Origin of the sequence: Haladaptatus salinisoli, from assembly GCF_020614375.1 — an archaeon.
Taxonomy (GTDB): domain Archaea; phylum Halobacteriota; class Halobacteria; order Halobacteriales; family Haladaptataceae; genus Haladaptatus; species Haladaptatus salinisoli.
Map to the genome: position 1 here is coordinate 810,080 of NZ_CP085327.1, position 25,968 is coordinate 836,047.

Here is a 25,968-nt window from a genome sequence, read left to right on the forward strand (position 1 = left end):
TATGAGTGCTATTTTCAGCATTCACGGTAGGCACGACTAGCGATGAAAAGGTGAAGAGTACCGCGATTATTAACTGTATCTTTTGATTCACAACGAGTTTTCTTATCTATTATATTTTAAATTTAATGAATTTCGGTCAACAGCGCAGCTCGTTTTCGCAGTTGCTTCCCCCGTATTCGAGATGCTTTCTAAGCTTACTCCTAATTTCCGATGGACTCACGAGCTTTCTATACGAAGTATTGACGATTTTCGTACCGATAGTTTCGTTCACCGTTCTATCACCGGTGAAATACTGTTTTGTCACATCTACTTCGGCAGTTACGTACGTGGTGGCGACCCAATTCTCTTTCAGATACATGTTGACGGTCGTCGTTTCCGTACCGGTACGTTTCTTGAGGCTCCATCTGACGTTTGGTCGATGGCTACCAATTCGCCAATCGCGATCGCTGATCAGCGACTGCACCACCTGATCGTCTTTCGTCACGATCTCCTTTCGCCACTCGTACTTTGCAGCGCGAACCTTTTCGCGCGTCTGCGCTTTGTACTTCTGAATAACTTCGGTGTGTTCCTCTCGATACTCGAACTGGTACTGCGTTTCGTACTCGGCATCCTCGACTTTCACTCGCTTTTTCTCTCCGGTAGCCCAGTGATCCCAACTGAATTTCTGATACGACCAGTACGTATTGTACCTCGTAACCGTGTAGGTGTACTGCTCCGTCGTGGTGTACGTTTTCTCTATCGTCGTCGTGTAAGCGTACGTCTTCGGGAATTCGAAGCAGAAGTCGTGTCTACCGCACTTGGTGACGTATTTTGTATCCGTTCTCGTCACCTCGACTTCTCTCGTCCGAGTGACCGTTCTCGTACCGGTTTTTTCTACTTCGTATCGGTACCGATACTGCTTCAGCGTCCGATATTCCGCCGGTTCTGTCTTTACACGGCGTGTGTTTCCGGTGAACGCCCCCTCACCGGACCTCGAATCGCGCCACTCTCGTTCGGTCGTCGTCCACGTACGCTCCTTATTTTCGTGACCTGCAGACCACCAGTCTGAATGGCTTCGTAAGAAGGCAGAACGAAGTAGTTCGGTGGAGAACTTCTTGGTTTTCTTCTCGTACTTCGCATCGCGTACTTTTACGCGCTCTTCGAGTATGTATTCGAAACCGTCGCGCGTTTTTTTATCCACCGAGTATCCTTCTGCGAGATAGTGGTCGCGTTCTTTTTGTGAACCGGTGACTTTCCAATCGTAGATCGGTCTTTTTACCAGATAGTCGGTGTTCGTAATGGAGACGTTTGTCCAGAGAGTTCCCTGCAATCTATACACCTCAAGGGTGGGAATCCCTCGTTCTTCGTACGTCGACGGGTCCTTTTCGTTGAAGACTCGTATCTTCGGGTCGTCCGTAGCCTGCGCCAGTTCAGCAGCTTCGATTTCGATGATACCCGAATACCTCCTCGGGTCTCCAACGTAATTGGTATCCCCCTTACTGGTCACCACCTGTTTTCGCCAGCTAACGACGTTACTGGATACTCCGTCCGTTGAGACACCCAAATTGAACTGATCGTGGTACGTTTCCTTCGTAAACCGGTACTTTTCGGTAGTAACTCGAAGACGTATCGTTTCGTTCGGTTTGTACGGGCCTTCCGAGAGTACCTTAATATTCCCAATCTTCGGTGAGAAATCCTTGAGATAATTGAATTGCTTGGACGAACGGAGATTGTACCTGTCCTCTAACACCAGTTTGGCGAAGTTGACAGACCGGAATTTCCCCGTTTTGTTGTCCGGAGTAATCGGTTCAGCACCCATTTGCCAGATGTACTTGAGTTTTGAACCGTCTGGATCAAACGAGTCGCTTGCATCCACAACAATCCCCCAATTTGACGCTCTATATCCACTTGTACCGTCGTTTGTCACTTCGACTCTCAATTCTGGATGGCTAGGAGTTACGTTAAGTATTGATTCATCAGTGATATTAATTCGCTCAAAGTTGTCCTGTTCAATTCTTATCTCCCGCACTTGGCTATATTCTCCAGGTACTTCCGCCACCCAATTAGAGGAAATCGTTAATAACCCACCGTTTGTTGACCAAGCTGGTGACTCTAATAAACGAACTCTATGTTGACTGTTTATTTCCCGTCTATTAATATATAGATCACTCGGATCAACTCCGTTCAAATCGATTTTCATCACGTGATGAGCAGTGTATCTCTCCGGATCGATACGTTCGTGATACGAATCCACCGGTCCATTGACGAACCTCGATTCGATGATCTTCGGTTTCTTCGCGGGCGTAATCTCACGCGTTAGTGTACTTCTCTGACCGCGTGTATCGACTGCTATCACCGTCAGCGTATACGCCTTCCCGGGTTCGAAATCACGGCGGTTAAACGACGATTCCTGCCGTCGTTGTATATCCCCAGAAATAGTCGGGTCTATCGCTGCGGTGCCGATTACCGTCCCATCGAGTCGCACGGTTATCGATTGTAGATTTTCGTATCGATCTATCGCAGTAGCGCGTCCGGAGATAGTATCGAAGGTGTCAAGCGACGATAACTCGACCATCGGCTTCGGGTCTGCGGCGACCGTCGTCGAACCATCAGCGAACCGAGCAACGTCGCGCGACCCGTCAGCGTAGGCGACGACTGCGTAGAGGGAGTGATCACCCGGTTGCCAGTCGGTCGTCAGCCCACTACCGCCACCGAGGTGCCGCCCATCACCGATCCATCTCACCTCTTTAATCTCACTAGAGTCAGCCCGAGACTGGAGGTCGTACGTACCGCGAAGCGGTGACGTGCCGGTGATGAGACTGTCGCCAGCTATGGTCGGCGCGTATCGATCGGCGAGGGTGCCTCGTAACGGCGGACTCGGTGACGACCGTACCGATACATCCAACGTATCGGAGGCCGTTTGTCCATCCGAATCGTACACCGTGACGGTGAGCGAACGTTTCCCGGCGCTCGGAAACGTTCGCTCGAACGTATCTACGGAGTCAGCTCCCGATATCGAACGTGTCGCGACTTTCTTTCCGTCCAGTGACCAAACGACACGGTCGAGCGACGCCGCCCCTGCATCGATGGTCGCAGAGTAGATCACTTGCTCCCCGACACGAGGCCTCCGTGGGCCGGAAACGCTTACGGTCGGTTTTTCCCCCGGTGTAACGGTTACGTAGAGGGTATCACGAGCAGTAGCGCCGAACTCGTCGGTTACGGTTAGAGAGACGGTGTACGTCCCGACCGTAGGAGGGCGAAATTGGGTCCGGGGACAGGTCGTACAGTCCGGCGTGAGAGGCCGCCCATCCGGCCCCGTTATCGACCACTCGTACCGGTCGACGTTTCCATCCGGGTCATGTGAACCGGTTGCATCGAGGAGAACCGTCGCCCCCCGGGTGACGTTCTGGTCGAGTCCGGCATCCGCGAGGGGTGGTTCGTTCGCCGCAGTTATCGCCGGGATCAACGAAGTAGTTAGCAGTAGGAGTACGAGAGCGCTCGAGGTGATTCGACTCATTCGTTCGGCGGATCTTGTCACCTTTTCCTTTAAAAAATTACTTTTCTAAGATATTTTATTTATTATGAATACTAACGATATACTACGAGAAAATTCGGAGAGGAGGACGTAGAATAGGAGGGCGTTCGCCAAGTTTTAAACAGGGAGTAAGAAACAATACATTTCCCTCCTCGAAATCTTAGAAACCAACCGTTAGACCGCATCTATCACGATAAACCCTTGCTAATCTATGGCAAAGGCTTTACCACCTTGCGCTACTACCGTAATACACTAGGCCGGGGAGGCCAGGAGTTACAATTATGACGGATGAAGAACTAATCTGGCGAGTCGCAGGGGGTTCCGGGGACGGAATCGACTCGACGAGCCAGAATTTCGCAAAAGCCCTGATGCGATCGGGGCTGAACGTATTCACGCATCGACACTACCCGTCGCGCATTCGCGGCGGCCACACCTACGTGGAGATTCGCGCGGCCGATCACGAAGTGAAATCGCGGGGAGACAACTACAACTTCCTCCTCGCGCTCGGCGACAGCTTCGCGCGAAATCCGCAGGAAGAAGCCTACTACGGCAACGAAGAGATCAAGCCGCTGTCGGAGAACTTGGACGAACTCCGAGAAGGGGGCGTCATCATCTACGACGCCGGACTGCTCGACACGGACGACATCCCGAACTTCGAGGAGCGCGTCGAGGAGAACAACTGGCACGTCTTCGACTTGGATCTCCGCGGACTCGCCAAGGAGCACGGCCGGGAGGTCATGCGAAACACCGCAGGGGTCGGGGCGACCTGCGCCATCATCGGTCTCGACCTCGACGTCGTCGAAGATCTGATGACCGAGGCGATGCCGGAGAAGATTCTCGAACCGAACCTGGAGATCCTCCGAGAAGCTTACGAGGACGTCTCTGAGAACTACGACACGGACGTCGGCGTGACGGTCCCCGAGAGCGACCACGACGAGGAGCCGGTGCTCCTCTCCGGCAGCCACGGAATCGCGTACGGCGCTATCGACGAAGGGTGCCGATTCATCGCGGGCTATCCAATGACGCCGTGGACGGACGTGTTCACGATCATGACCCAGCACCTCCCCGACCTCGGGGGCATCTCCGAGCAGGTCGAGGACGAGATCGCCGCCGCCTGTCTCGCCGTCGGTGCGAGCCACGCGGGCGCGAAGGCGATGAGCGGGTCGTCCGGCGGCGGGTTCGCGCTCATGTCCGAACCGCTCGGCATGGCCGAGATGACCGAGACGCCGGTCGTGCTCGTCGAATCGATGCGCGCAGGACCCTCGACGGGGATGCCGACGAAGCCCGAGCAGGGCGACTTAGAACACGTACTCTACACGAGTCAGGGCGACTCGAACCGCGTCGTCTTCGCTCCGGGTGACGCGCGCGAGTCGTACATCCAGACCCGAAAGGCGTTCGAGATCGCCTACGAGTACCAGATCCCGTCCATCATCCTCTACGACCAGAAACTCTCCGGCGGGCACGAGACGGTGCCCGAATCCGTGTTCGACCGCGAACCGAACCCGGACATCGGAAGCGTCGTGACCGAGGAGGACATCGAGGCGGGCGAGCGCCTCGCGGGACGGTTCAAGCGCTACCGCTACGACGGCGAGGACGGCATCAGTCCGCGCTCCCTGCCGGGACAGAAGGGCGGCAACTTCCTCGCGTCCGGGAACGAGCACAACGAGGCCGGGCACATCAGCGAGGATCCGAACAACCGCATCACGCAGATGAACCGTCGGATGGACAAACTCGACGCCATCCGCGAGGAACTCGACGCGATGGACGAGTCGCACCAGACCGTCTACGGTCCCGACGACGCCGACTACGCCATCCTCAACTTCGGCAGCACGAAGGGTGCCGTCGAGGAGGCGGTGGACGTGTTAAACGAGGACGGCCACTCCGTCAAGGCGATGAACGTCAGCGACATGATGCCCTTCCCGAAGGACGAGGTCAGCGAGTTCCTCGAAGACGTGGACGAGGCGCTGGTCGTCGAGATGAACGCCACCGCGCAGTTCCGCAGACACATTCAGGGTCAGACGGGACGCTTCGGCGAGAAGATGTACAGCTTGCTGAAGTACGACGGTAACCCGTTCGAACCCGCCGAAATCGTCGACGGCTTCGAGTCGAGACTCGACGAAAACGTCGAGACCGATTACAACACGCACATCGAATCCGCAACGGGTGACTAACATGAGTGTATTCAACGCAATCGGAGAGGAAAGAGAGATAGACACGAACGAGTTCACGCCGAGCCTCGAACCGCAGGCGACGTGGTGTCCGGGCTGTGGCGACTTCGGCGTGCTGAAGGCGCTGAAGCAGGCGATGCCCGAAGTCGGTCGCACGCCGGACGAGACGCTGCTCGTCACGGGCATCGGCTGTTCCGGGAAGCTGTCGAGCTACTTCCAGAGCTACGGCTTCCACTCCATCCACGGGCGCGCCCTGCCGGTCGCGCGCGCGGCCAAACTCGCCAACCCCGACCTCGAAGTCATCGCCGCGGGCGGTGACGGCGACGGGTACGGCATCGGCGGGAACCACTTCATGCACACCGCCCGCGAGAACCACGACATGACGTACATCGTCTTCGACAACGAGATCTTCGGGCTGACGAAGGGCCAGACGTCCCCGACCAGCCCCAAGGGTCACAAGTCGAAGACCCAGCCCCACGGCAGCGCGAAGAGCCCGATTCGACCGCTCTCGCTCGCCCTCACGTCGGGCGCGAGTTACGTCGCCCGAACGGCGGCGGTCAACCCGAACCAGGCGAAACAGATCCTCGCCGAGGCGATGGAGCACGACGGGTTCGCGCACGTCGACTTCCTCACGCAGTGTCCGACGTGGAACAAGGACGCGAAGCAGTACGTCCCGTACATCGACGTCCAGGACAGCGACGACTACGACTTCGACGTGAACGACCGACGCGAGGCGGCCGAGATGATGCACGAAGCCGAGGACGCGCTCTACGAGGGCACGGTGCTCACCGGGCGCTTCTACATCGACGACGAGCGCCCGTCCTACCAGCAGGAAAAGCAGGCCACGGGCGACATGCCGGAGACGCCGCTGGCGGAGCGGTACTTCGACGACGAGTACGAGTGGGAGCGGAGCTACGACATCCTCGACCGCCACAAGTAATCTCGTTTCGCTTCCGTCGGCGGTTCGTACAAGCTTTTCGCGGCCGACAATGTGTTTTCCACTTCGCAAGGTATTTTTTCCTGTGCGGGAAACTACCCACCAACATGAGCACGGAATCGACCGAAGACCGTATTCTTCGCGTTTTGGAGCACGACGCGCAGGCGTCGTACTCGGAGATCGCGGACCGCGCGGGCGTTTCGAAGCCGACCGTCCGGAAGTACATCGACAAGCTCGAAGACGAGGGCGTCATCGTCGGCTACTCGGCGGAAGTGGACCCGAAGAAACTCTCCAGCCAGAGCATCGCGCTCGTCGGCATCGACGTCGAGAGCGAACGCTACGTGGAGGCGACGCGGGCGCTCAAGGAACTCGACGACATCGAGACGCTGTACACGTGCAGCGGCGACCACATGCTGATGGCTGAGGTTCGCGCGCCGAACGGCGACGCCGTCGGCGGCGTGATAAGCGACCACATTCTCGTCATCGACGGCGTCTCCGCGGCCCACCCGTCGTTCCTCCAAGAGCGCCTCAAGTGATTCGCATCGACCGCACGCCTCGTCGTAACGCCTCGGCCTTCGTTCTCGATTCCAGTTCGGTCAGCGACGACGGCGGTTCGGGGTCGTCCGGGGAGTCGGAGTTGCCCGACGCGTCGGAATCGCCGGGCCGCAATCGCAGGTGCCACCAACCGACGTCGCGCCACGCTCCGTCTTTGTAGCCCACGTTCCGGTAGACGCCCACCTCCTCGAAGCCCATCGACTCGTGGAGACCGACGCTCGCCGGATTCGGAAGCGCGATTCCCGCGTAGGCGTTGTAGAACCCCTGTCGCCGGAGGAGGGCGAACAGCGATTCGTAGAGTCCTCGCCCGACGCCCGAACGACGGTGGCCGTCGTGGACGTACACCGACGCGTCCACCGACCACCGATAGGCGTCCCGCGTCCGGTGCGCGGACGCGTAGGCGTACCCCAGAATCTCCTCGTCGCGCTCGCAGACCAACCACGGGTACGTCGGAAGCGTTTTCGAGATTCGCTCCGCTACCTCCTCGTCGTCCGGCGGGTCGGTTTCGAACGAGACGACCGTCTCGCGGACGATTGGCGCGTAAATCGCCGCTATTCGCGGCGCGTCGTCCGCCTCGGCGAGTCGAACGGTGACCATCGCTTCGACGTGCGCGTCGAACCGAGATAAATCGTCGTCCCGTCGACCGCGCACAAGAGACTTTACGGCGGCGACGAAAGTCCCGACGATGACCACCTACCAGCGCGAGGTCTGGGTGGACGCACCGTTCGAGGACGTGTGGCGGTTCTACTCGACCATCGACGGACTGGAGGCGCTCACCCCCGAATGGATGCACCTCCGCGTCGAAGGGATCCGAGGACCGGACGGCGACCCGGAACCGGACGTGCTGGAGACGGGCACGGAGGTTCGCCTGTCGCTCCGACCGTTCGGCGTCGGCCTGCGTCAGCGGTGGACGTCCGAAATCACCCGCCGCAAAGAGCGCGACGGGTCGGCCCTGTTTCGGGACGAGATGAGGGACGGACCGTTTCCGGAGTGGCGACACACCCACCAGTTCTACGACGGCGACGGGCGGACGCTGGTACGCGACCGGGTGAAGTATCGGCTCCCGGCGCTGGGGACGGCGGGGAGTCCGCTGGCGAAGGTCGGGTTCGAACCGATGTTTCGCTACCGCCACCGAAAGACGAAGGAGTTACTGGAGCGGTGAGCTTTATGCGCGCATCGGTGGTACGCGACACCGTATGCCAGATGTAGCCGTCGTCGGCGGCGGTCCCGCCGGCCTGAGCGCCGCACTGTTCACCGCGAAAAACGACCTCGAGACGGTCGTCTTCGATACGGACGAGACGGCGATGCACGCCGCGTGGCTCTACAACTACCTCGGCATCGAGAGCATCGCGGGCGACGAGTTCATGGAGATCGCCCGCAAGCAGGTGGACGACCACGGCGCGGAGCGAAGGCAAGGGGAGGAAGTGACCGACGTCGAGCGAGCGGACGACGGCTTCACCGTCACCACCGACTCCGGGGAGTACGACGCCGAGTACGTCGTCTTCACCACCGGACGCTCCCGCGACTTGGCCGAGGGGCTCGGCTGCGAACTGGCCGACGACGGCACCGTCGAAATCGACACGAACAACGCGACGACGGTCGAGAACGCCTACGCCGCCGGGTGGACGGCGCGCGCCGACAAGATTCAGGCGGCCATCTCGGTCGGGGGCGGCGCGGCCGCGGGGCTGGACATCCTGAGCGCGGAGAAGGGTCGCGCGTTCCACGACTTCGATACGCCGAAAGAGGAGGAGTAGCTACTCGTACTCGCCGTACTCGCCGTAGTCGCCGCCGAACTTCATGAAGAAGTACGCCAGTCCGAGCGTGAACGCCAGCGCGCCGGAGGTGGCGACGCCGAGGGTCTTGGCGCTGGACGGAATCGCCGGGGCCGACGAACCGCCACCGCCGGTGCTGCCGACGGTTATCGTGCCGGTCATGCCGGCGGATTTGTGCGGCTGACAGAAGTACGCGTACTCGCCGGGCGTGTCGAACGTGTGCGAGTAGGTGTAGCCCGAATCGTACGTCTTGCTCGGCGCGCCCGGCGACCCCTGCCAACTCGATCCGCTCGGTTGGCTCTCGGGGACGACGTTGTGGGTGTTGGACTCCCAGACCCACTTGATCGTTCCGCCCGGCGGAATCGTCACTTCCGACGGTTCGAACGTCAGGTTCCCGCCGGGGCCGACCTTCACCGTCTTCGTCGGACCGCCACCGCCGCCGGAACTGCTGTTGCCACCGGAGCTACCGTGTCCGCCGGAGCCACCCTCCTGCGCCGCCGCCGTACCGGCCGCACCGGCGGCCGCTGCACCCGCAGAGCCGAGGATAAACCCGCGACGAGTGACCGATCCGTCCGCTTCCCCATCTGTCATGAGAGAGGGTTAGGACCGACGGGTACTGAATACTTTGGTTTCACCACGACCGACCCTCCTTCATTCAGTTACCCGCTCGTCGCTCGAAACGACCCTTCCGCTCGCCGTTTCGTCGCCGGAAGTCGCGCTCGCCGGTCTCGGCACGGCCTCGCGTCGGAACTCCGGAAAAAACGCGGCGGAAAGCCCGCTTCGCCCGCTCAATTGTTCCGACGGCGGGCGTTAAACTCACAACTCGTTTCTCGTTGTTCCGGAACGTTTTTGCCGGATACGCACGCACGAAACGATATGGCCGACAAGGAAGCAGAATTCCGACAGCAGTTCCACGACGCATTTAAAGGCGCGGACTACCCGGTCAGCAACCCGATGGACCTCGTTCCGGCGCTCCCTAACGGCCCCGGCACGCGCTTCGAGGCCGGCGATACGAGCTTCACCGCGATGGAGCTGTCGACGAAGATGAACGACTCGCAGGACTTCCCCTACGAGAACGTGGACGCGCTCGTCGACGACCTCATCGAGGGGATGAAGCGGAAGGATATGCTGTAATTACTCTTCGTCGGCGTCCGACTCATCGTCGGGAAGCGCGACGAGCAACACTTCCCACACGTCCTGTTGCTCGTTGAAGTAGCTGTTCAACACCCTATCGTTTTCGCCGATCGGAATCGGTTGCTGTGGATGGGCAATTTCGAGCCACGTCAGCGTCGGTTCCGTGATATCCATCTCGGCGATGTCCGCTATCTCCTCCGTCTCGGCCCCGTACTCCCCCATCCGCGCGTCTTGGCGTTCCATCGTGACACCCCGTACCGAATACCACAGCCCGGCACATAACTGTGCTGGCGACTACCGCTCCACGTCGGGATTCTCGGGGACGGCGGCGCGCTGGCGGGCGTATCGGGGGTGTTCGCCGTCGTACACGTGGTCGAAGATGGCGTCGGTGTCGTACCCGTCGTGCGCTTCGGCGGCTTCGACGGCCTCGGCCACGCGGTCGGTCGCCTCCTCGCGGAGCGCCCGCTCGTCCTCGTCGGTCCACTCGTGCTCCGATTCGAGGTACTCGCGGGTCCGTTCGAGGGGGTCCTTCTCGGCCCACGACTCGACCTCCGCTTCGTCGCGGTACTTCGTGGGGTCGTCGGTCGTGGTGTGCGCGCCCCGTCGGTAGGTGACGGCTTCGATGAGCAACGGTTCGCCGTCCTTCGCACGCGCGAGGGCGTCGCGAACCGCGCTGTAGACGGCGAACACGTCGTTTCCGTCCACGCGGATGCCCTCGAAGCCGTAGGCCTGGGCTTTCTGCGCGATGGTCTCGGAGGCGGTCTGGCGCTCGCGCGGCACCGATATCGCCCACTGGTTGTTCTGGCAGAAGAAGACGGCGGGCGCGTCGAAGACGCCCGCGAAGTTCATCGCCTCGTGGAAGTCACCCTCGCTGGTCGCCCCGTCGCCGAAACTCGCCAGCACGGCGCAGTCGTCGTCCTTGTACTTGGCACCCATGCCGACGCCGACCGCGTGGGGAAGTTGCGTGGCGATGGGAATCGTCGGCGGGAACGTCCGGAGGCCGTCGGCGTCCTCGCGGTCGACGTAGTTCCCCGCTCCCGAGAGGTTGAGGAGGACGTCTCGCATGGCGTGCCCGCGGGTGAGATACATCGCGTGGTCGCGGTAGGTCGGGAAACAGTAGTCGTCCGGCGAGAGCGCGTACGCCGCTCCGACCTGCGCCGCTTCCTGTCCGTGCAGGGGCGCGTACGTTCCGATGCGCCCCTGTCTGTGGAGCGAAACCGCTTTTCGGTCGAACGTTCGCGCGAGCACTTGTAATCGATACATGTTCTCGACGTCCGTCGCCGAGAGGTTCACGTCCCTTTTGACGCTCCCGTCTAGTCCGACTACGCGCGCCATATCAGGTGCTTGGGAAGCCATGTTTGAGTGAAACTCCGACCGTCTCTCGGTGAAACAACCTCGTTCATCATAAAACATCGCTACACTAATGAAATCGCCGATAGTCCCAAGACGGTTTAAATACCCGGATTACGAATCTCCGATTTCGGAGGCGAGCACGCGGAGAGAATCGACGAATCGTTGGAATGTTACGGTTCGAAACGCTTAGGCGACCCCCGCGAGATGTGGAAGCGTATGTCACGATGGATCGGCCGGACGTTCACGAGCGACGCGGGATGGAATCTCCTCGAAACACTCGTCGATATCGGCGACCGGATGGCCGGGAGCGACGGCGAACGACGCGGTGCGGAGGCGACGCGCGACGCGCTCGAATCGGTCGGGGCGCGGAACGCCCGATTGGAGGAGTTCGACGTGCAGGGGTGGACGCGCGGCGACAGCGCGATTCGGGCGGGCGACTCGACGCAAGACTGCATCGCGCTCCCCCGCAGTCCCGCCGAAAGCGCGGAGGGTGAGTTCGTCGACCTCGGCTACGGTCTGCCGTCCGACTTCGAGGACAACGACGTCGAGGGGAAGGTCGTGATGGTCGCCTCGAACGTGCCGAGCCACTACGACCGCTTCATCCACCGCCGGGAGAAGTACTACTACGCGGTCGAAGGCGGCGCGGCGGCCTTCGTCTTCCGCAACCACGTGGAAGGCTGTCTCCCGCCGACCGGGAGCGTCGGCACCGAGGACGACCCCATCGGCGACGTCCCCGCCGTCGGCGTGAGCAAGGAGGTCGGGTCGCGTCTCGCCCGGCGGTGGGAGGGCGAAACCGTGGTCGTCGAGGTCGACGCCGAAATCTACGACGCGACCAGCCGGAACGTCCACGCGGAACTCGGACCGGACACCGACGACCGGGTGCTCGTCACCAGCCACGTGGACGCCCACGACATCGCCGAGGGGGCGATGGACAACGGCGCCGGAACGGCGATGGTCGTCGAGATGGCCCGCGCGCTCGCGGAGCGGGAGGACGAACTCGACACGCGCGTCCACTTCGTCGCCTTCGGGGCCGAGGAGGTCGGCCTCGACGGGTCGAACCACATGGCGAGCGTCACCGACCACGACAGCATCAAGGCCATCGTGAACAACGACGGCGTCGTTCGCGGGCGCACGTTGTCGTTTTACACGCACGGCTTCGAGGAGTTGGACGAGGCGGCCCACGACGTCGCGGAGACGCTCGACCACCCCGTCACGACGATTCCGAAGCAGGGGCCCCACAGCGACCACTGGCCGTTCGTCCAGTGGGGCGTTCCGGGCTACCACGTCATGAGCGAGACGGGCGACGAGGGCCGCGGGTGGGGTCACACGTTCGCCGACACGTTGGACAAACTCGACGTCCGCGACCTCCGCGAACAGGCCGTCCTGCTCACCGACCTCGCGGTTCACCTCGCGAGCGACGAGTTCGCGGTCGCGCACAAGGACCCCGAGGAGATAGTCGCCGCGCTCGAAGCCGAAGACCAGGCGGCGGGGATGAAGGTGATCGGCGACTGGCCCTACGACGAGTAGCGCGGTATCCTTTTCAGGACGGGACGAGACTGTTCGGGTGATGAGAAGCGAGCGAGCACACGGGGGAAGACGATGCGGATAGGGGTCGTGACGGGGGGTGACGCGCACCTCGTCCGTCGAATCGACGAGGCGATCGGCGACGAGGTCGAGCGAGCCACGAACGACGACCCGCGGGCGGTCCTCGACGCGAACCCGTCGGTCGTCGTCGCGCCCGGCGAAGCGGCGGTCACCGGCCTCGTCCGCGCCGGGGTGTCGGTCCCCATCCTTCCGGTCGGCGCGGGGCCGGGGTTGGAGAGCGTCCCCGAGTCCGACGTCGAACTGGGAATCGAGGACCTTCTCGCGGAGGAGTGGACGACGAGAAATCGACCGCTCCTCTCCGCGTCGGTCGGCGGCAACCGCGTCGCCGACGCGCTATTCGACGCGACGCTGGTGACGAGCGAACCGGCTCGAATCTCCGAGTACAGCGTTCGCGCGGACGGCGAGTTCGTCGACCAGTTCCGGGCGGACGCGACCGTCGTCGCGACGCCCGCCGGCAGTCGGGGCTACGCGCGGAACGCCGGCGGTCCGGTCGTCCAGTTGGGAACGGAGGTCGTCTCCGTCGTCCCCGTCGCGCCGTTCGCGATCCACGTCGACGACTGGGTGCTCCGCGACCCGGTCACGCTCGCGGTCGAACGCGACGAGGACGCGGTGGTGCTGCTCGCCGACGACCGCGAGGTGTGTCCGGTGGAGCCGCACGAACCGGTGGAGATGGCGTTCGACGGAACGGTCGAACTCGCGTCCGTGGACGCGAGTCGGAGTTTCTTCGCGTAGCGGTCCGGCGAGCGAATTGGAAAGAATATAATACGCTGTCCGACTGAGTTCCGGACATGCAACTCCTATCGCTGCTCGGGCCGATCGACGTGATCGAACCGTTCGTGGAGTACGTCGTCCTCGCGCTCGTGTTGCTCAACATGGGGACGCGGTGGTTCGCGTACCGGAACTACTCGAAGCAGGCGACGGACGACGACCGCGAGACGCTCGACCGGTGGATTCCGCACGAACTGTCGAACCTCCTGCTCGTGCTCGGGTCGTTCTACTTCCTGACGACGCACCACCACGCCGGAATCGTTCTCTCGTCGCTCGTGCTCGGACTCTTCATCACCGACTTCTTCGAGGTCGAGGCCCGCGCCGTCGAGATGCGCCGCGGCGTCCCGCTCGACAAGCCGAAGGGAGCGCTCACGGCGTCCTTCGTCGTGTTCCTGTACGTGGCGTACCTCAGCCTGTTCAGCTTCATCAAACCGTTCTGGAGCGCCGTGGTCTGAACCGTTTCCGATATTCACTTCTCCCGCTATCGAAACCGGCGGTGGCCGATTCCGACGAGACGCGACGGGTCGAAGGGTCCCGTCGGTGATCGTCACTTTCTCGCAGCGGAGCAGTTACCGGACGGCGAACGGCGGCGGCTGAATACGGCGGGTCGTCGGGTCGATGCTGGCCGAAATCGCGGAGGGGAACCCCCGAAAAGGAGCGGCTTTCTGGCCGGCGTCGTTCTCGTGCTCGCTTGCGGCGCGGTTCCCGAAGCTATCGACGGCGGAGTCGCGCGGTGAAAGTATTTACGCTCGGAGAACAGTTCGCCGTTGATGCCATCCAGACGGGACGTCCTCGCCGCCGCGGGCATCGCCGGTCTCGGCGTCGGGGCCGTCTCGCGGCTCCGACTCGGCCCCGTCGAGTCGTGGACTCCCCGCCCCGACACGTGGCCGCTCCGGCGGTACGACCCCGCGAACACCGCCGCCAATCCCGACGCGACCCCGCCGACGAACCCGTCGGTCGCGTGGGCCGTCGCTCCCCTTGGAGTGAGCCGAGATAACGCCGTCGTCGTCGATCAAGAGACAGCGTACGCGGCGGGGAACGGAATTGCAGCACTCAACCGCACGGACGGAACGGTACGATGGCGGTCGGACCGCCCCGGCGGACCGCTCGCCGTCCGCGATGGAACCACGTTCATCGCACCCGGGTACGACGTATCTGCCGATGGTGCCGCGCTCCGGGCGATCGGAACCGACGGCGTCGAACGTTGGAGTCGGAAACTGGAAGCCGGAAACGTCGATTCGCTCGTCGTCGCCGACGATACCCTCTTCGTCGGCGGGCAAGGAATACTGCGCGCCTACGGGACGGATGGCCGCCAGCGATGGTCGACGGAGGGCGGTCCGCAGACACACGTGCTCGTCAGCGGCGGACGACTCCACGCCTCGACCGGGTCGGTGGCTCGCTACCGCCGTCGAAGTCTGCTGTCCGTCGGCATCGGTTCGCCCGGGGAGACAGCCTGGGAAACCGACTACTACGGAGTGCGGTTCGGCTATCCCACGGGATTGGCAGCGACCGACTCTCGACTTGTTGCCGGATTCTGGCATTCGATGCCGTACGGGGGTTCGGCGTTGGTCGGCGTCGACCCGCGAGGCGGCACCGTTCGCTGGAGCGCATTCCCTTTCGACGATGATGCCGAGATGCCCCTCCTCACGGGGGCGCTCGCGACCGACACCGCGAACTGTTTCTTCGGTTTCCTTCGCGGAGAGGGTGAGAACACCCGGTACGCCGTTGCCAGTCGACGGCTTTCCGACGGGGGGCGGCGATGGCACCACACGGTCGAACAACGAATCACGGACATCGCCGTGGTCGCGGAGACGGTGGTAGTGGCGACCGCGGCCCCCGACGGGGCGACGGAAGTGCCCTTCGGGACGGTCCGAGCGCTCCGCTCCCGTGACGGCAGCGAAATGTGGCGAGTCGATTTCGACGACTACGTCCGGTCGATCGCTCCGGTCGACGGGGCGGTCTTCGCCGCGACGCTAGGCGGACAGGTTATCGCGCTCGAGTGACGGACGACGCTTGGACAACGGCGGAAGCCCGTTACCGTAGAATTCGCGACCGCGTCACTCGGATCCGGCGTCCCCCAGCGTCTTCACCTCCCAGTCGTCGGCCTCGCGGAGGTAGTCGGGAATCTCGTCGTCGTCCAACCGCTCGCGGACGTGAATCGTCCCGTCGTCCACCCCGCCGCGACCGAGGTCGACGAACAGTCGCCGGAGACCGCTCCGCCAGCGCGTATCCACCAGTTGCCGCCAGCAGGCCTCGAAGGCGGCCTGCTCGGTCTCCGTCGGCCCGCCGCTCTCCCGGGCGAGTTCGAGACAGCACTCGGGGCAGTTGTAGACGGACACGGCGTCCGCGAGCGCGTGGACGTGCCCGTCGAAGGTGACGATGGGCGCTCGCCGCTCCATCGCCCCGTGCCGGTCGCACACGGCGTCCTCCGGGTCGGTACCGATGTAGATGGGTCGTCGGTTCGAAGTCATGAGTGGCGCGACCCGACGGGTTCGTCGGTTATCGAACGCCGCCGAGTCGATCGCCAACGACCAACGGCCGACATGCCCATCAAGCTACCGGCGGAGACCGCGGCCCCGCCAGTTTTGTCCATCGGTACGCAAACGCCCACCATGGAGGACGAACTGCTCGTCTACGGGTCGTACGGATACACGGGCGCGCTGGTCGCGCGAACCGCGGTCGACGAGGGACTGTCGCCGACGCTCGCCGGGAGGGACGCCGAGCGAGTCGAGGAACAGGCGATGGAACTCGACTGCGACCACCGGGTGTTCAGTCTGGCGCACCCGGAGGTCGTCGAGAAGCACGTCGAGGACGCCGCCGCGGTGTTGAACTGCGCCGGGCCGTTTTCGAACACCGCCGACCCCCTGATTTCGGCGTGCCTGCGGGCCGGTACCGACTACCTCGACATCAACGGTGAGATAGACGCCCTCGAAGCCACCGCGGAACGCGACCGGGACGCGGAGCGGGCCGACGTGAGCCTGCTTCCGTCCATGGGGTTCGATACGGTCCCGACGGACTGTCTGGCCGGACACTTAGAAGGACGGTTACCGAGCGCGACCCGCCTCATGCTGGCGATAGACGGCCTCGGGACCTTCTCGCCCGGCACCGTGAAATCCATCATCGAGGGACTCGCCAGACCGGGAGCGGTTCGCGCGGACGGCGAGATTCGGGCGGTTCCGGCGGCGTGGAAGACCCGCCGGGTCGATTTCGGACGGGGAACGAAGACCGCCGTCACCATCCCGTGGGGCGACGTTTCGACGGGGTACTACACGACCGGCATCCCGAACATCGAGGTGTACGCCACGGTGCCGGAGTACGCCGTGGGGGTGATGAAGCGAACGCGCGCGCTCACCCCGCTGTTCGGCGCGAAACCGGTGCAACGGGCGGCGAAGCGCGCGGCCGACGCCGTGGTCTCCGGCCCGACCGCGGAGCGGCGAGCGCGGAGCGTGACCCGGATCTGGGGTCGCGTCGAGGACGACGAGGGTCGCCACGTCGCCGCCCGCATGCGAACGCCCGACACGTACGAGTTGACCGCACGGACCGCGGTCGAGGCCGCCCGACGCACGCTCGCGGGCGAGGTCGACCCCGGCTTCCAGACCCCGGCGTCGGCGTTCGGCCCGGACTTCGTCCTCGATTTCGACGGCGTCGAGCGCGAGGACGTGGCGGAAAAAACGACCGTCCGATCGTAAGTGCGCGCTGAGGGGGAAGCGGAGTTCGGAGCGCCGCCGAACTCCGGCGACCTCGTCGGAAAGCCCGGCGAATTCGCGGCGTAAACTTCGCGTTCGGGATGGGCGTTCGAAGCCGCACATTTAAATATCCCGGATGGGAGTTCACTTTATGTCTAAACCTGTATGGATAAACTACGGCTTGTTCTTCCTCGGCGTGTTCATGATCGCCGGCGCGGTCGTCGCCGGGGTCGGGGCGCTCAACTACGAGTTCGCGCTCGCTTCCTCGACGGAGAATCCGCCCGCTACGACTCACCCCCCTTACGAGTACGGGAATCTGCCGGCGAGCGAACAGCGCATCGTGGACGGCGCGATAGACGGAACTCGTTACACGCTCGACGGGAGCAGTCCGATTCCGGGCGGCGCGAGGCCCAGTTTTAGCGAGCAGGAAGTGGTGGTACGGAAAGGTGACGCGTACTACGTCTTCACCTACTGACTGATGGTCGTCTGGACGGAGCCCGCCGGATTGGCGGCGATTGCGCTGATTCTCGGTGGGTTCGTGGCGGTCGTCGAGGCGATTCGCCGACAGCAGTTCCCCAACAAACGATACCCGTGGCAGGCCGGTTGAGGGAGTCACCGACCGCGAGCGAGGACCGTCGGCGAGTCCCCAACGACGGTTCGTATCCCGTGGATGACGAGGGCGCGAAACGAGTTACCGCTCCCCTTCTATGCCGATTTCTCCGTCGAACTGCGTGAAGAACTCGTCCATGAAATCCCATCGGGACTTTCCGAGCCGACGGGCCGGCGAGGTGTACAACAAATCCAGACGCTCCCTGGCCCATTCTCGTAGTAAATCGATGTCGGGAAGGTCCGATGTAGCCGCGCCGGGAACCGACGAGTCGTCGATCACCGCGTATCGTTCCCCCGCCCTACCGGATCTCTCGCCGACGATACCGCGCGCTCCGGCGGCATCCAGCTTGTCCGCGTCGAAGAGTAATTTCGCCTCGAGAGTCTCGGGCTCGGGGGAGCCGGATCGAATACTGTGCGTTCGGATACAGTGCTCGACAGCTTCGATCGTGTCAGTCGCCACACCCTCTCTCTCCAGAAGCTCTCCGGCTTTTACCGCCGCCCACCGGTCGTGGTCGTCGATTTTCCCGACTCGTTCTCGCGGCCGGCCGATGTCGTGTAACCACGTCGCTGCGGAAAGAACGTCCCGATCAACGGCACCCTCACACTCGTTCGCTAACCGAATCGCCAAATCGCGGACCCGCTTGGCGTGGAAGCTATCGTGCGCCGGGAGGGCATCCTCGTAGTACGGCAACGACAACTTTCGAGCGAGCGAATCCAATTCACGAGCCATCGAATGTAATCAGAGGGTGGCTCCTAGGTGTTATAGGAGCTGTGAAATTAGGAGCTGCGGAATCCCATTCCGGGAGATATTCGAACTGGCAACTATCGTATCTCCTCTAACGATAGCTGACGGATTCGTCTGTAGCGAGGTGAACCGATGCGCCGACGCGCCTCGACCTCGAAATCGCCGCGGACGAGCGGTCCCTCAGTTCGTCTCGTCGCGCAGTTCGGTGCGGCGAATCTTGCCCGTCACGGTCTTCGGGAGGTCGTCGCGGAACTCTATCTCCCGGGGGTACTCGTGGGCCGACAGCTCCTCTTTGACGTGCTGTTTGATGTCCTCCGCGAGTTGGGGCGTGGGGTTCGTCCCCTCGCTCGGGACGACGTAGGCTTTGACGATGGTGCCGCGTTCGTCGTGCGGCTTCGGAACGACGGCGGCCTCCGCGACGGCGGGGTGTTCGCCCAGCGAACTCTCGACCTCGAAGGGGCCGATGCGGTAGCCGGAGCTGATGATGACGTCGTCGGCGCGCCCCTCGAACCAGAAGTAGCCGTCCTCGTCGAGGTGGCCGAGGTCGCCCGAGAGGTACCAGTCGTTGACGAAACACTCCGCCGTCTTCTCGGGCTTGTTCCAGTACCCGGCGAAGAAACAGGGGTAGTCGCCGCGCTGGGCTATCTCGCCCGTCTCGCCCGGTTCGAGCGGTTCGCCGGTCTCCGGGTCGACGACGGCGGCCTCGATGCCGGGGAGCGGTTTGCCCATGCTCCCCGGACGAACCTCCATCGTCGGGTAGTTGTTGATTATCATGTTGCCCGTCTCGGTCTGCCCGTAGGTGTCGTGGATGGTGACGCCGAGCGTCTCTTCGCCCCACTCGACCACGCCCGCCGAGAGCGGTTCGCCGATGGACAGCGCGTGGCGGAGGTCGAGATCGGCGTCCTCCAGCACCGCTTCCTTCTCGCGGAGCATCCGGTAGGCGGTCGGGACGCTGAACAGCACCGAGACGGGGAACTCGTCCAGCAGGTCCGCCCACGTCTCGGGGTCGAACTCGCCCTCGTAGGTGAAGAGGCTCGCACCCCAGAACCACGCGCCGAGGGTGTTGATGGGTCCGGTCAGCCAGCCGAGGTCGCCCGTCGACCAGTAGAGGTCGCCCGGTCGGAGGTCGACCGCGAACCGCTGGGTTGCCGCGACCCCCGCGACCCACCGGTGTTTGTGGAGGACGCCCTTCGCCAGTCCCGTGGTCCCGCTCGTGTAGTACAGCAGCGCGTCGTCCTCGCCGCCGGTCGCCGCGGTCTCGTACTCGCGGTCGGCGTCGGCCAGCGCGGCGCGATAGCTGACGTCCCCGCGCCTGATCCCGGTTCCGTCGTCGCTGACGACGACGACGTGTTCGACCGACGGCGCGTCGTCGAGCGCCCTCGAGATGGTGTCCCGGTTGTCGGGCGTGGTGACGACGACCTTCGCGTCGCAGTCGTCGAGTCGGTAGGAGATGCCGTCGGGGCCGAACCGTTCGTTGACGCCGCCCCACACGCCGCCCGCCTTGAGCGTCCCGACGAGAGCGACGTAGTGCTCGGGGATCCGCGGCATGTAGGAGAACACCCGGTCGCCCGATTCGATCAGGTCGTCGAGGACGTTGGCGAACCGATTCGACCGCTCGGCGAGTTCCCAGAAGGTGAGCGTCTCGCGTTCCCCGTCCTTGCCCGCGTAGTAGAGCGCGACCTTCTCGCGGTTTTCCGCGTGTCGGTCGCAGACCTCGTGGGCGATGTTCAACCGCTCGGGCGCGTTCCAGTCGGCCTCGGCGTAGATGTCGTCCCAGTCGAACGTCTCCCGCTCGTCGTCGTAATCGTGTAGATTGTGAGCAGACATCACGCTCATAGTCGGAGGCGGCGCGTATAATCGTTGTCCAACGGTTCACCTCCGAACACCTATCGAGCGAGGGAGGGAATGGGGAACGACGTCGGGCGGAAGTATCGTTCGTCCGCCCGGTCGTCGTCGGTACGGCGCCAGCGTTCAACACGAATGATTCGGGAAGAAACGCTCTGACGGCTCAATTTAGCCTCGAGCTACCATATGGAATCGAATAACGACATATCTATCACCAGTGTATGGTTTGTGGGGTGGGAACGTATGCCAATGGACGCGGTCGTCTATCAAGGACCGCACGACGTAGCGGTGGAATCGGTCGACGAACCGGAAATCGAACATCCCGACGACGTCATCATCGACATCTCGACGACGGCCATCTGCGGGTCGGACCTGCACATGTACGAGGGGCGGACGGACGCGGAACCGGGAATCGTCTTCGGTCACGAGAACATGGGCATCGTGGACGAAGTCGGCGAGGGCGTGACGACGCTCGAGGAGGGCGACCGCATCGTCCTCCCGTTCAACGTCGCGTGCGGGTTCTGTCGGAACTGCGAGAACGGCTACACGGGGTTCTGCCTGAACGTGAATCCCGGTTTCGCCGGCGGCGCGTACGGCTACGTCGCGATGGGTCCGTACAAGGGCGGCCAGGCGGAGCGCCTCCGCGTCCCGTTCGCGGACTTCAACGCCCTCCACCTGCCGGAAGGGGACGAACACGAGGACTCGTTCATCCTGCTCGCGGACATCTTCCCGACGGGCTGGCACGGGACGGAACTCGCCGACCTCCGGCCCGGCGAATCGATCGCCGTCTTCGGCGCCGGTCCGGTCGGGCTGATGGCCGCTTACAGCGCGAAGATAAGGGGTGCGGCGGAGATATACGTGGTCGATAGGGTGCCGAGCAGACTGGAACTCGCCGAGGAGTACTGCGACGCGAAACCGATCAACTTCGAGGAGGCCGACCCGGTCGAGCAGATAAGGGACGCTCACGGCGGCGGCGTCGACAAGGGCGTCGACGCCGTCGGCTACCAGGCCATCGACCCCGACACCGACACCGGCGACGACGCATACGATCCGGCACGGGAGAACCCGGCGGTGGTGCTCAACCAACTCATCCAGGTCGTACGCGCGACCGGTCAGCTAGGAGTGCCCGGTCTGTACGTCCCCTCCGACCCCGGTGCGCCGGACGAGATGGCCGCACAGGGCCGACTCGGCATCGACTTCGGGACGCTCTTCGAGAAGGGACTCAAGCTCGGCACCGGCCAGTGCAACGTAAAAGAGTACAACCGTCAGCTTCGCGACCTGATAATCGAGGGACGAGCGGACCCGAGTTTCGTCGTCTCGCACCGCGTCGAAATCGAGCAAGCGCCGGAGATGTACGAACGATTCGACAACCGCGAAGAGGGCGTCACGAAGGTGCTGCTCGAACCCTGAGAACGCCCGTATTTCGTCACAGGTTGACGCCGACGTAACGCTGATTGCGTTCACGTGCGTCCTCCTTCGCATGGTGGATGCTCGCACGGTCGAGCTGGAGGGGCACATCATCGACTCCGGCATGATGCAGCGGTGCTTCGGAGTCGTGATGGACCTCGACGGCGAATTCGAGGTCGAGGAGTTCCGAGTCGGCAAACACAAAGACGAGGAGTCCTACGCCCGGATGACGGTCACCGCGGACGACGAGGAGACGCTGCGCTCCATCCTTCACGAACTCCACCAGAACGGGGCGCACCTCGCGAACCCGCCGGACGCGACCCTGAAACCGGCCCCCGAGGACCGGGTGGTTCCGGACGGCTTCTACTCCACGACGAACCACCCGACGCAGGTGCGCTACGAGGGGGAGTGGCTCCCGGTCGAGAACATCGAGATGGACTGCGCGGTGGTCGTCGACCCCGACGAGCGGACGGCGAGGACGAAGGTGCTCAACGCGGTCGAGGAGGGCGACCTCGTCGTCGCGGACGAGGCCGGGGTGCGCGTCGACCCGCCGGAGCGCCCGCGGGGGTCGGGCGGGCCGTTCGGGTTCATGCAGGGCGGCGTGTCGAGCGAGCGCCCGTCGGAGTCGCTCATCCGGGAAATCGCCGAGACCGTCGTCGAGACGAAAGAGGACGGCGGCAAGGTGCTCGCGGTCGTCGGCCCGGCGCTCGTCCACTCCGGCGCGGGCGACGACCTCGCGCGCCTCGTCCGCGAGGGATACGTCGACATGCTCAGCGCGGGCAACGGCTTCGCCGTCCACGACATCGAACACGGGCGGTACGGCACGTCGCTCGGGATGGACATCGAGACGCTGGAACACCCGCGCAAAGGCCACAAACACCACATCTACACCATCAGCGAGGTCATCAGAGAAGGGGGTATCGAGGAGGCCGTCGAAGCCGGCCGCATCGACGGGGGCGTGATGTACGAGTGCGTGACGAACGACGTGCCCTTCGTGCTCGCGGGGTCGATACGCGACGACGGACCGCTGCCGGACACCATCACCGACGCGGTCGAGGCGCAGAACGCCATCCGCGAGCAGGCCCACGAGGCCGACCTCGTGTTGATGCTCTCGACGCTCCTCCACTCGGTCGCGGTGGGCAACTGCCTCCCGTCGACCACGCGCGTCGTCTGCGTCGATATCAACCCCGCGACGGTCACGCAGTTGCTCGACCGCGGGAGCGCGCAGGCAATCGGGATGGTGACCGACGTGGGGACGTTCGTCCCCGCGCTCGCCGAGCAGGTGCTGTCCGAGTAGTCGGCGACCCGGACGACTCCGGCAAGAGATTCATGCTCGCCGGAGTCCTCCCTTTAGGGAGGGGGTACGACCATGAAAACGTGGGGGAGCAGAACCACGAGAGGAGACGAACGACGACGGCAGTTAGAGCAACTGCATCGGTTACAGCGTCAGATCGACAAACAGCGCCGCAAAATCGCCGAGTTGGAGCGGGTGAAGAACGCGGTTCGAACCGTCCCGGCTGGTTCGATGACGTACGAAGGAACCTGCGCCGACTGCGGGGTCGGCGTCATCGTCCGAACGGACGATACGCTTCGCTGCACCGTGTGCGGATTCCGCAGTTACCTCTGAGACCGCCGGTACGCGACGGGCGGACGGTTCGCGGAGCGCGGGGCGCTTTCGGGCCCTCGCACGCGCGTCGAACGCGCCGCATCGAGCGGCGTCGAGGGTTTATGGACGTGACCGACCTACGGGAGCCATGGACGCCGCCGACCTCGAATCGAGCGAACTCTACTCCGAGGAACTCGACGTCGACCTCCGGTCGGGCGACGACGACGCGGTGTTCGAGTGGTTCCTCGCGAGCGTCCTCTTCGGAGGACGCATATCGGAGGACATCGCCAAGCGAACGTACCGCTCGTTCGAGCGACACGACCTCCTCACCCCGGAGGACATCGAGGAGGCCGGTTTCGACTTCCTGGTCGACCCGGTGATGCGGGAGGGCGGGTACGTTCGATACGACAACCGGCGCTCGGAACAGGTGCTCCGCAACTGTCGCACGCTGATGGACGAGTACGACGGGAGCCTAAACGAACTGCACGACGCCGCCGAGGACGAGGCCGACCTCGAAGACCGACTCGACGCGTTCTACGGCGTCGGTCCGGTGACGGTGAACATCTTCCTCCGAGAACTCCGCTCCGTCTGGGAGAAGAGCGACCCCGAACCGCTCGACGCGGTACGGGAGGCCGCGGAACGCCACGACGTCGACCTCGAGCGCTACGACCGGAAGAGCGAGAGGTTCGCCCGAGTCGAAGCCGGTCTCGTCCGCCTTCGACACGGGTGACCGAGCGACTTCGAGACGGAAACCGCCCGTAGCTCACGCCTAAGTGAGTGGACGACGTCCCTCCGGTGCCATGCCGCAATCCACTCCGACCAGCGTCCTCGTCGTCGGCGCGACGGGGACTCAGGGCGGTGCCGTCGTCGATAACCTGCTCGATTCCGACGCGGAGTTCGACGTGCACGGACTGACGCGGCACCCCGAGAGCGACGCCGCCCGGCGGTTGGCCGACCGCGGCGTCGCGGTCGAAGAAGGCAACTTGGAGGAGAAAGACACGCTCAAACCCATCGTGGAGGACGTGGAGGCGGTCTTCGGCGTGACCAATTTCTACGAAGCGGGATACGACGGCGAGGTGAGGGAGGGAACGAACCTCGCGGAGGTCGCCGCCGACGTCGGCGTCGAACACTTCGTGTTCAGTTCGGTCGGCGGGGCCGAGCGAGACACCGGCATCCCGCACTTCGACTCCAAGTACGAGGTCGAAGAGCGGATTCGGGAACTCGACCTCCCCGCGACCGTCGTCCGCCCCGTCTTCTTCATGCAGAACTTCGAGGGACAGCGCGACGCCATCGAGGACGGCACGCTGGCGCTGGCGCTCGACGAGGGCGTCTCCCTCCAGATGGTGGACGTGGATAACGTCGGCGCGTTCGCCGCGCGGGCGTTCGAGAACCCCGAGCGATACCGGGGCGAAGCGTTCGAACTCGCCAGCGACGAGCGCACGTTGGAGAGCGCCGCGGACGCCTTCTCGGAGGCGCTCGGCCGCGAGGTCGAGGCCCGACACCTCTCCATCGAGGACGTCCGCCAGCGGATGGGCGACGAGTCCGCCACGATGTTCGAGTGGTTCAACGAACACGGGTACCAAGCCGACATCGACGCCCTCGGGGCGGAACACGACGTCGACCTCACGCGACTCGAGACGTACCTGCGCGAGCACGATTGGGGATGAGCGGCGGGACGGGGAGCGCCGAGCGAGAGACGCGGTCCCGCCGATTCGTCGCGGTCGGCGTCAGTCGGTCGGGACGGGCAGTTCCCGGAGGATTCGCTCGACCGCTCGCTCCGGCGTCGTTCGCGCCGCGTCTATCGTCACGTCCGCGTCCGGTTCCTCGAACTCGCGCCAGATGATGTGGACCGCCCGTTCCTCGATAGGGTCGTCGCGCGCTCGATTCCGTTCCAGACACGTCTCCAAGTCCGCTTCGAGGAGCACCACGACCGCGTCGTCGAGCGCGCGGAACCGTCGTAACCACTCGCGCTTGTAGAACGTCCCGTCGAGGAGCCAATCGTCGTCGGAGTTCTCGACCCGCTCGTACATCCGGTCGTACGTGTTCCGGCTAAACTGGTCCGAGTGGAGTATCCGAAACGAGCACCCGCGCTCGGCGAGTCGCTCGCGGAGTTTCGTCGCCACCGTCGTCTTCCCGACGCCCGCCGGGCCGCAAACGATCAGGATCACCGGTCGTCTCCCCCGTTGGTGCCGGACCGCCCTACGAGTGACGGGCGGGGTTCGACCCGCCGGCCCCCCGCGTTCGCCGGCGGCGGAAAGCGTCGC

At 63.5% G+C, this 25,968-nt stretch carries 27 protein-coding genes; 18 read left to right on the forward strand and 9 right to left on the reverse strand.

Annotated elements, in window-relative coordinates; translation table 11 throughout:
- Positions 1-136: 136 nt before the first annotated feature.
- Positions 137-3,496 (reverse strand): PKD domain-containing protein, encoded by a 3,360-nt coding sequence (locus tag LIX00_RS04565; protein WP_227355008.1) that lies wholly within the window; start codon positions 3,494-3,496, stop codon positions 137-139.
- Positions 3,497-3,795: 299 nt separating this feature from the next.
- Here LIX00_RS04565 and LIX00_RS04570 point away from each other — a divergent pair, with 299 nt between their 5' ends.
- The 3 genes from LIX00_RS04570 (at position 3,796) to lrpA1 (ending at position 7,155) form a co-directional block, all read left to right on the forward strand.
- Complete coding sequence (locus LIX00_RS04570) at positions 3,796-5,685, forward strand: 2-oxoacid:acceptor oxidoreductase subunit alpha (protein WP_227355009.1); 1,890 nt, start codon at positions 3,796-3,798, stop codon at positions 5,683-5,685.
- Between the two features lies 1 nt (position 5,686).
- Entirely contained in the window at positions 5,687-6,622 is a 936-nt protein-coding gene (locus LIX00_RS04575) for a thiamine pyrophosphate-dependent enzyme (protein WP_227355011.1), read from the forward strand.
- Between the two features lie 104 nt (positions 6,623-6,726).
- Positions 6,727-7,155, forward strand: coding sequence for an HTH-type transcriptional regulator LrpA1 (gene lrpA1, locus LIX00_RS04580; protein ID WP_227355012.1), 429 nt, complete (start codon positions 6,727-6,729; stop codon positions 7,153-7,155).
- On the opposite strand, the gene LIX00_RS04585 is transcribed toward lrpA1, so the two are convergent.
- The gene (locus tag LIX00_RS04585; RefSeq protein WP_227355013.1) at positions 7,148-7,771 is read right to left on the reverse strand and encodes an arsinothricin resistance N-acetyltransferase ArsN1 family B; all 624 of its coding nucleotides are present in this window, start codon (positions 7,769-7,771) and stop codon (positions 7,148-7,150) included. The genes lrpA1 and LIX00_RS04585 overlap by 8 nt on opposite strands.
- Before the next feature lie 88 nt (positions 7,772-7,859).
- Between LIX00_RS04585 and LIX00_RS04590 the strand changes: the two genes are divergently transcribed.
- Both LIX00_RS04590 and LIX00_RS04595 read left to right on the forward strand, forming a co-directional pair.
- The gene (locus LIX00_RS04590) at positions 7,860-8,336 is read left to right on the forward strand and encodes an SRPBCC family protein (protein ID WP_227355014.1); all 477 of its coding nucleotides are present in this window, start codon (positions 7,860-7,862) and stop codon (positions 8,334-8,336) included.
- A gap of 34 nt (positions 8,337-8,370) precedes the next feature.
- A complete protein-coding gene (locus LIX00_RS04595) occupies positions 8,371-8,928 on the forward strand; it encodes an NAD(P)/FAD-dependent oxidoreductase (protein WP_227355016.1) in 558 nt (185 codons plus the stop codon).
- Here the strand turns inward: LIX00_RS04595 and LIX00_RS04600 are convergent, their stop codons facing one another.
- Positions 8,929-9,537: a plastocyanin/azurin family copper-binding protein gene (locus LIX00_RS04600; protein WP_227355018.1), complete on the reverse strand. Its 609-nt coding sequence runs from the start codon at positions 9,535-9,537 to the stop codon at positions 8,929-8,931.
- A gap of 285 nt (positions 9,538-9,822) precedes the next feature.
- Between LIX00_RS04600 and LIX00_RS04605 the strand changes: the two genes are divergently transcribed.
- A complete protein-coding gene (locus LIX00_RS04605) occupies positions 9,823-10,080 on the forward strand; it encodes an MTH865 family protein (protein ID WP_227355019.1) in 258 nt (85 codons plus the stop codon).
- Here the strand turns inward: LIX00_RS04605 and LIX00_RS04610 are convergent, their stop codons facing one another.
- Positions 10,081-10,323, reverse strand: a complete 243-nt coding sequence (locus LIX00_RS04610) for a hypothetical protein (RefSeq protein ID WP_227355020.1) — start codon at positions 10,321-10,323, stop codon at positions 10,081-10,083.
- 51 nt (positions 10,324-10,374) lie between these two features.
- Complete coding sequence (gene pdhA / locus LIX00_RS04615) at positions 10,375-11,415, reverse strand: pyruvate dehydrogenase (acetyl-transferring) E1 component subunit alpha (protein WP_227355021.1); 1,041 nt, start codon at positions 11,413-11,415, stop codon at positions 10,375-10,377.
- A 234-nt stretch (positions 11,416-11,649) separates the two neighbouring features.
- Between pdhA and LIX00_RS04620 the strand changes: the two genes are divergently transcribed.
- From LIX00_RS04620 to LIX00_RS04635, 4 genes are all read left to right on the forward strand, one after another.
- Entirely contained in the window at positions 11,650-12,960 is a 1,311-nt protein-coding gene (locus LIX00_RS04620) for a M20/M25/M40 family metallo-hydrolase (RefSeq protein ID WP_227355023.1), read from the forward strand.
- Positions 12,961-13,032: 72 nt separating this feature from the next.
- The gene (locus LIX00_RS04625) at positions 13,033-13,770 is read left to right on the forward strand and encodes an NAD(+)/NADH kinase (RefSeq protein WP_227355024.1); all 738 of its coding nucleotides are present in this window, start codon (positions 13,033-13,035) and stop codon (positions 13,768-13,770) included.
- 56 nt (positions 13,771-13,826) lie between these two features.
- A complete protein-coding gene (locus LIX00_RS04630) occupies positions 13,827-14,261 on the forward strand; it encodes a DUF7313 family protein (protein WP_227355025.1) in 435 nt (144 codons plus the stop codon).
- Positions 14,262-14,576: 315 nt separating this feature from the next.
- The gene (locus LIX00_RS04635) at positions 14,577-15,809 is read left to right on the forward strand and encodes an outer membrane protein assembly factor BamB family protein (protein WP_227355026.1); all 1,233 of its coding nucleotides are present in this window, start codon (positions 14,577-14,579) and stop codon (positions 15,807-15,809) included.
- 54 nt (positions 15,810-15,863) lie between these two features.
- Here the strand turns inward: LIX00_RS04635 and LIX00_RS04640 are convergent, their stop codons facing one another.
- Complete coding sequence (locus LIX00_RS04640) at positions 15,864-16,277, reverse strand: hypothetical protein (RefSeq protein ID WP_227355027.1); 414 nt, start codon at positions 16,275-16,277, stop codon at positions 15,864-15,866.
- Positions 16,278-16,418: 141 nt separating this feature from the next.
- On the opposite strand from LIX00_RS04640, the gene LIX00_RS04645 reads away from it, so the two are divergent.
- The 3 genes from LIX00_RS04645 (at position 16,419) to LIX00_RS25930 (ending at position 18,099) form a co-directional block, all read left to right on the forward strand.
- The gene (locus LIX00_RS04645; protein WP_227355028.1) at positions 16,419-17,495 is read left to right on the forward strand and encodes a saccharopine dehydrogenase family protein; all 1,077 of its coding nucleotides are present in this window, start codon (positions 16,419-16,421) and stop codon (positions 17,493-17,495) included.
- Between the two features lie 148 nt (positions 17,496-17,643).
- Positions 17,644-17,967, forward strand: coding sequence for a DUF7979 domain-containing protein (locus LIX00_RS04650; protein WP_227355029.1), 324 nt, complete (start codon positions 17,644-17,646; stop codon positions 17,965-17,967).
- 3 nt (positions 17,968-17,970) lie between these two features.
- Positions 17,971-18,099 (forward strand): hypothetical protein, encoded by a 129-nt coding sequence (locus LIX00_RS25930; RefSeq protein WP_255679351.1) that lies wholly within the window; start codon positions 17,971-17,973, stop codon positions 18,097-18,099.
- Between the two features lie 84 nt (positions 18,100-18,183).
- Here the strand turns inward: LIX00_RS25930 and LIX00_RS04655 are convergent, their stop codons facing one another.
- Both LIX00_RS04655 and LIX00_RS04660 read right to left on the reverse strand, forming a co-directional pair.
- On the reverse strand, positions 18,184-18,831 hold the full coding sequence (locus LIX00_RS04655) for an HD domain-containing protein (RefSeq protein WP_227355030.1): 648 nt from the start codon (positions 18,829-18,831) through the stop codon (positions 18,184-18,186).
- A 195-nt stretch (positions 18,832-19,026) separates the two neighbouring features.
- Entirely contained in the window at positions 19,027-20,673 is a 1,647-nt protein-coding gene (locus LIX00_RS04660) for an acetate--CoA ligase (RefSeq protein WP_227355031.1), read from the reverse strand.
- 267 nt (positions 20,674-20,940) lie between these two features.
- On the opposite strand from LIX00_RS04660, the gene LIX00_RS04665 reads away from it, so the two are divergent.
- The 5 genes from LIX00_RS04665 (at position 20,941) to LIX00_RS04685 (ending at position 25,371) form a co-directional block, all read left to right on the forward strand.
- Positions 20,941-22,101 (forward strand): glutathione-independent formaldehyde dehydrogenase, encoded by a 1,161-nt coding sequence (locus tag LIX00_RS04665; RefSeq protein ID WP_227355661.1) that lies wholly within the window; start codon positions 20,941-20,943, stop codon positions 22,099-22,101.
- Positions 22,102-22,171: 70 nt separating this feature from the next.
- Complete coding sequence (locus LIX00_RS04670; RefSeq protein ID WP_227355032.1) at positions 22,172-23,395, forward strand: ornithine cyclodeaminase, nickel-pincer nucleotide-dependent; 1,224 nt, start codon at positions 22,172-22,174, stop codon at positions 23,393-23,395.
- A gap of 72 nt (positions 23,396-23,467) precedes the next feature.
- Complete coding sequence (locus LIX00_RS04675) at positions 23,468-23,725, forward strand: hypothetical protein (protein WP_227355033.1); 258 nt, start codon at positions 23,468-23,470, stop codon at positions 23,723-23,725.
- 127 nt (positions 23,726-23,852) lie between these two features.
- Positions 23,853-24,434 carry an HhH-GDP family DNA glycosylase gene (locus LIX00_RS04680; protein ID WP_227355034.1) on the forward strand — a complete coding sequence of 194 codons (582 nt, stop codon included), beginning with the start codon at positions 23,853-23,855 and terminating at the stop codon, positions 24,432-24,434.
- A gap of 70 nt (positions 24,435-24,504) precedes the next feature.
- Positions 24,505-25,371 carry an NmrA/HSCARG family protein gene (locus tag LIX00_RS04685; protein WP_227355035.1) on the forward strand — a complete coding sequence of 289 codons (867 nt, stop codon included), beginning with the start codon at positions 24,505-24,507 and terminating at the stop codon, positions 25,369-25,371.
- A gap of 60 nt (positions 25,372-25,431) precedes the next feature.
- Here LIX00_RS04685 and LIX00_RS04690 read toward each other — a convergent pair whose 3' ends face one another.
- Positions 25,432-25,872: an AAA family ATPase gene (locus tag LIX00_RS04690; protein WP_227355037.1), complete on the reverse strand. Its 441-nt coding sequence runs from the start codon at positions 25,870-25,872 to the stop codon at positions 25,432-25,434.
- Positions 25,873-25,968: the final 96 nt, after the last annotated feature.

Bases quoted from the DNA above. Each gene is read 5' to 3' on its own strand.
- LIX00_RS04565 (WP_227355008.1), bottom strand. From the start codon at position 3,496: ATGAGTCGAATCACCTCGAGCGCTCTCGTACTCCTACTGCTAACTACT.
- LIX00_RS04570 (WP_227355009.1), top strand. From the start codon at position 3,796: ATGACGGATGAAGAACTAATCTGGCGAGTCGCAGGGGGTTCCGGGGAC.
- LIX00_RS04575 (WP_227355011.1), top strand. From the start codon at position 5,687: ATGAGTGTATTCAACGCAATCGGAGAGGAAAGAGAGATAGACACGAAC.
- lrpA1 (WP_227355012.1), top strand. From the start codon at position 6,727: ATGAGCACGGAATCGACCGAAGACCGTATTCTTCGCGTTTTGGAGCAC.
- LIX00_RS04585 (WP_227355013.1), bottom strand. From the start codon at position 7,771: ATGGTCACCGTTCGACTCGCCGAGGCGGACGACGCGCCGCGAATAGCG.
- LIX00_RS04590 (WP_227355014.1), top strand. From the start codon at position 7,860: ATGACCACCTACCAGCGCGAGGTCTGGGTGGACGCACCGTTCGAGGAC.
- LIX00_RS04595 (WP_227355016.1), top strand. From the start codon at position 8,371: ATGCCAGATGTAGCCGTCGTCGGCGGCGGTCCCGCCGGCCTGAGCGCC.
- LIX00_RS04600 (WP_227355018.1), bottom strand. From the start codon at position 9,537: ATGACAGATGGGGAAGCGGACGGATCGGTCACTCGTCGCGGGTTTATC.
- LIX00_RS04605 (WP_227355019.1), top strand. From the start codon at position 9,823: ATGGCCGACAAGGAAGCAGAATTCCGACAGCAGTTCCACGACGCATTT.
- LIX00_RS04610 (WP_227355020.1), bottom strand. From the start codon at position 10,323: ATGGAACGCCAAGACGCGCGGATGGGGGAGTACGGGGCCGAGACGGAG.
- pdhA (WP_227355021.1), bottom strand. From the start codon at position 11,415: ATGGCGCGCGTAGTCGGACTAGACGGGAGCGTCAAAAGGGACGTGAAC.
- LIX00_RS04620 (WP_227355023.1), top strand. From the start codon at position 11,650: ATGTCACGATGGATCGGCCGGACGTTCACGAGCGACGCGGGATGGAAT.
- LIX00_RS04625 (WP_227355024.1), top strand. From the start codon at position 13,033: ATGCGGATAGGGGTCGTGACGGGGGGTGACGCGCACCTCGTCCGTCGA.
- LIX00_RS04630 (WP_227355025.1), top strand. From the start codon at position 13,827: ATGCAACTCCTATCGCTGCTCGGGCCGATCGACGTGATCGAACCGTTC.
- LIX00_RS04635 (WP_227355026.1), top strand. From the start codon at position 14,577: ATGCCATCCAGACGGGACGTCCTCGCCGCCGCGGGCATCGCCGGTCTC.
- LIX00_RS04640 (WP_227355027.1), bottom strand. From the start codon at position 16,277: ATGACTTCGAACCGACGACCCATCTACATCGGTACCGACCCGGAGGAC.
- LIX00_RS04645 (WP_227355028.1), top strand. From the start codon at position 16,419: ATGGAGGACGAACTGCTCGTCTACGGGTCGTACGGATACACGGGCGCG.
- LIX00_RS04650 (WP_227355029.1), top strand. From the start codon at position 17,644: ATGTCTAAACCTGTATGGATAAACTACGGCTTGTTCTTCCTCGGCGTG.
- LIX00_RS25930 (WP_255679351.1), top strand. From the start codon at position 17,971: ATGGTCGTCTGGACGGAGCCCGCCGGATTGGCGGCGATTGCGCTGATT.
- LIX00_RS04655 (WP_227355030.1), bottom strand. From the start codon at position 18,831: ATGGCTCGTGAATTGGATTCGCTCGCTCGAAAGTTGTCGTTGCCGTAC.
- LIX00_RS04660 (WP_227355031.1), bottom strand. From the start codon at position 20,673: ATGTCTGCTCACAATCTACACGATTACGACGACGAGCGGGAGACGTTC.
- LIX00_RS04665 (WP_227355661.1), top strand. From the start codon at position 20,941: ATGGACGCGGTCGTCTATCAAGGACCGCACGACGTAGCGGTGGAATCG.
- LIX00_RS04670 (WP_227355032.1), top strand. From the start codon at position 22,172: ATGGTGGATGCTCGCACGGTCGAGCTGGAGGGGCACATCATCGACTCC.
- LIX00_RS04675 (WP_227355033.1), top strand. From the start codon at position 23,468: ATGAAAACGTGGGGGAGCAGAACCACGAGAGGAGACGAACGACGACGG.
- LIX00_RS04680 (WP_227355034.1), top strand. From the start codon at position 23,853: ATGGACGCCGCCGACCTCGAATCGAGCGAACTCTACTCCGAGGAACTC.
- LIX00_RS04685 (WP_227355035.1), top strand. From the start codon at position 24,505: ATGCCGCAATCCACTCCGACCAGCGTCCTCGTCGTCGGCGCGACGGGG.